The sequence below is a fragment of the Gracilibacillus thailandensis genome, from assembly GCF_010994055.1.
GTDB classification, from domain to species: Bacteria; Bacillota; Bacilli; order Bacillales; family Amphibacillaceae; genus Gracilibacillus; species Gracilibacillus lacisalsi.
This window is the reverse complement of sequence record NZ_WJID01000125.1, coordinates 1-3491: the sequence shown is the minus strand read 5'-3', so window position 1 is coordinate 3491 and position 3491 is coordinate 1. Positions and strand designations below refer to the sequence as shown.

Annotated in this window: 2 protein-coding genes; both read left to right on the top strand. The window is 37.3% G+C overall.

Translation table 11 applies throughout. From position 1 onward, the window contains the following. The first annotated feature begins 312 nt into the window (after positions 1-312). On the top strand, positions 313-1179 hold the full coding sequence (gene glcT / locus GH715_RS21015) for a glucose PTS transporter transcription antiterminator GlcT (protein WP_153837203.1): 867 nt from the start codon (positions 313-315) through the stop codon (positions 1177-1179). A 187-nt stretch (positions 1180-1366) separates the two neighbouring features. After that, positions 1367-3388: a glucose-specific PTS transporter subunit IIBC gene (gene ptsG / locus GH715_RS21010; RefSeq protein WP_228760375.1), complete on the top strand. Its 2022-nt coding sequence runs from the start codon at positions 1367-1369 to the stop codon at positions 3386-3388. Positions 3389-3491: the final 103 nt, after the last annotated feature.

The window sequence follows — 3491 nt, the reverse complement described above, 5'->3', positions numbered from 1 at the left end:
TCCACTTGGTAAAGTGGTTTTCTTTACCAAGTTAGCTGAAGCCGAGCCCACGGAAAGGGAGTATTTTTCCGCAGCGACGAATTAGCACTCAAATTCAAAAGAATGGAAGAACGTTATACTAAACAGAATTTTCATTACTTCGCAGCATGTATATAATTTACAGTTGTTGAGAGTAAGCGTTATTTTGTTATACGAATCCTAATATCGTGTTCTATAGTTCATTTGAAATAATAGATGGGACATTATTCCTGCTTCATTTACTCATTATAGGTGATATCTTTGGCGGTTTTTAGTACAATAGTGTAATGTGTTATGGTGGAAAGGGAGGTGGAGAGTTTGAACGAGCAACAAATGACGGTTAAGAAAGCGCTAAATAATAACGTGATTATCGCGACCCACCCATTATATAAGGAAGTTATCTTAATCGGTAAAGGGATTGGTTTTGGTAAGAACAAAGGAGATATTGTACCACAAGAACAGGCAGAAAAAACGTTTCTGTTAAAAGATGAGCAAGAGCAGGCGCAATATAAACAATTGGTGTCATATATTGATCCACACGTTATGGAAGTGTTGCATGAGATTATGCTATTAATTGAGAAAAGAATGGATGAAACACTCCATGAGCATATCCATGTTGCTTTAACTGATCACTTATCGTTTGCAATTAGCCGTGCACACCAAAATGTACAATTTTCTAATCCTTTTCTCTTTGAGATTGAATCATTGTATCCGAAAGAGTTTCAGGTAGCTCAAGAAGTTGTTTCAGTAATTCAAGAGCGAATTGGTGTAACTTTTCCTGAAGGGGAAGTTGGATTCATAGCATTGCACATTCATAGTGCTGTAACGAACAAAACCATCCATGATATGAACCGTCATCATCAACTTATTTCGAAGTTAGTAACTATCATTGAAGAAAATTTAAATATCGAGTTGGAACGAAATGATATTAATTATAACCGGCTTATACAGCATCTCCACCGTGCAATTGAAAGGGCTTATCAAGGTGAGCAACTTGGTGAACAAACAAATTTAGCGAAAGTCTTGAAAACGACTTATCCGGTATGCTATAATCTTGCTTGGAAATTGATCAAAGTAATGCAACAACAATTACATATACGAGTTGATGAATCAGAGGTATTGTATTTAACGATTCATCTACAGCGACTAACGCAATCATAAACGTGTTACTGATACGATCAGGCATGAGTAAAAAGGTTGTTTTAGGAAAAGATAGGGGAGAAGTGTATACTTCTATCATTTTCCTAAAACAGAAAGCCTTTTACTCATGCCTTTTTTATTTGCTTACGTATATGGCCTGAATGAGAGCTGTTGCATGTATAAAAACAACAAGAGGAGGAAATTGATCATGTCCAATTTATTTGGTACCCTGCAAAAAGTAGGGAAAGCATTGATGCTACCGGTAGCATTATTACCAGCTGCTGGTATTTTACTTGCATTTGGTACAAGCTTTGCTCAAGACCAATGGGTAGAAAAATTCCCGTGGTTCGGAAATGATATTGTACAAAAAGTTTTAGAAGTAATGTCTGAAGCAGGTGGTATCGTCTTTGATAACTTACCATTACTCTTTGCTGTCGGGGTTGCAATCGGTTTAGCGAAAGGTGATGGTGTTGCAGGCTTAGCTGCTATCATCGGTTATTTAATTATGAATGTAACGATGAGTGTCTTTGGTGGTATCACAGATGGAATGACCGAAGAGGCTGCATATGAAAGTGTTCTCGGTATTCCAACCTTAGGTACTGGTGTTTTTGGTGGTATTATAGTCGGTATATTGGCCGCCTATATGTATAACCGGTTCTTTGATATTGAATTACCGCAATTTTTAGGTTTCTTCGCTGGAAAACGCTTTGTGCCAATTATTACTGCGTTTTCATCATTATTATTAGGTATTGTGATGTATTTAGTATGGCCATTTGCTCAAGAAGGTTTAAATGCTGTTTCTCACTTTATGTTAGAAACAAATAGAACCCTTTCAACTTTTGTATTTGGTGTTGTTGAAAGAGCATTAATCCCGTTTGGTTTACACCATATCTTTTATTCACCGTTCTGGTTTGAATTTGGTACTTATACAAGTGCAGCGGGAGATGTTATTCGAGGAGATCAAACAATTTTCTTCGAACAGCTTAAAGACGGTGTAGATTTCACAGCTGGTAACTTTATGACTGGTAAATTTCCTTTCATGATGTTCGGTCTTCCAGCTGCAGCATTAGCGATTTATCATACAGCAAAACCTGAGAGAAAGAAAGTAGTTGGAGGTATCATGTTCTCCGCAGCTTTAACATCTTTCTTAACAGGTATTACAGAACCGCTTGAATTTTCATTCTTATTCGTAGCACCATTACTGTTTGCGATTCACACTGTTTTCGCAGGTTTATCATTTATGACCATGTACTTATTAGATGTAAAAATAGGTATGACATTCTCCGGTGGTTTAATCGACTATATCCTGTTCGGAATTATGCCTAACCGTACAGACTGGTGGTGGGTAATCATCATTGGTTTAATTTTCTCTGTTATCTATTATTTCGGTTTCAGATTTGCGATTCAGAAGTTCAACTTAGCAACTCCAGGTCGTGAAGATGAAGCACAAGATGCTGAGGAAGACGGAGAAGTAGACGATCGTCCATTTGAAATTTTAGAAGCAATGGGTGGAAAAGAAAATATTACAAACCTTGATGCTTGTATTACACGCCTGCGCGTAAGTGTAGATGATAAAGGCAAAGTAAATAAAGACCGTTTAAAACAACTTGGTGCTTCTGGAGTAATGGAAGTAGGTAACAATATCCAAGCTATTTACGGTCCAGTTTCTGATACGATTAGAGGTCAAATGCAAGACATTATGGATGGGAAAACACCAACGAAAAAAGCAGAGCCTGAAAAAGAGGCTGTACCATCTGACAATAATGTAGTGGGAGATCTTGATTTTGTTAGTCCAATGCAAGGGGAAGTAATGCCGTTATCTGAAGTACCTGATCAAGTATTCTCACAAAAAATGATGGGAGACGGTTTCGCAGTGAAGCCATCAGCTGGTGAAATTGTGTCACCTGTTAATGGTAAAATCATTAATATCTTCCCAACCAAACATGCGATTGGTATTGAAGCTGATAATGGAACAGAAATTTTAATCCATATCGGTATCGACACAGTAAATCTAAAAGGGGAAGGCTTTACAGCTAAAGTGGCAGAAGGTGACGAAGTAAAACAAGGCCAAACCTTGATGGAAGTCGACCTCGACTTTATTAGCAATAATGCACCATCAACGGTAACACCAGTTATCTTTACTAACTTAGCAGAAGGCCAATCAATCCAATTAAACAAGACAGGAAACATCAACAAAGAAGATAAAGACATCTTCCAAATTAATCAATAATAAATGATACACGCGTTTCAAAAACAACGAAACGCGTGTTTTTTTGCAATCAATTTTAGTGCATAGTATCCATAAACTGCGCAGTAACTGAACATGGATTTGT

Coding starts and splice junctions, on each gene's coding strand:
- glcT (WP_153837203.1), top strand. CDS start 313: ATGGTGGAAAGGGAGGTGGAGAGTTTGAACGAGCAACAAATGACGGTT.
- ptsG (WP_228760375.1), top strand. CDS start 1,367: ATGTCCAATTTATTTGGTACCCTGCAAAAAGTAGGGAAAGCATTGATG.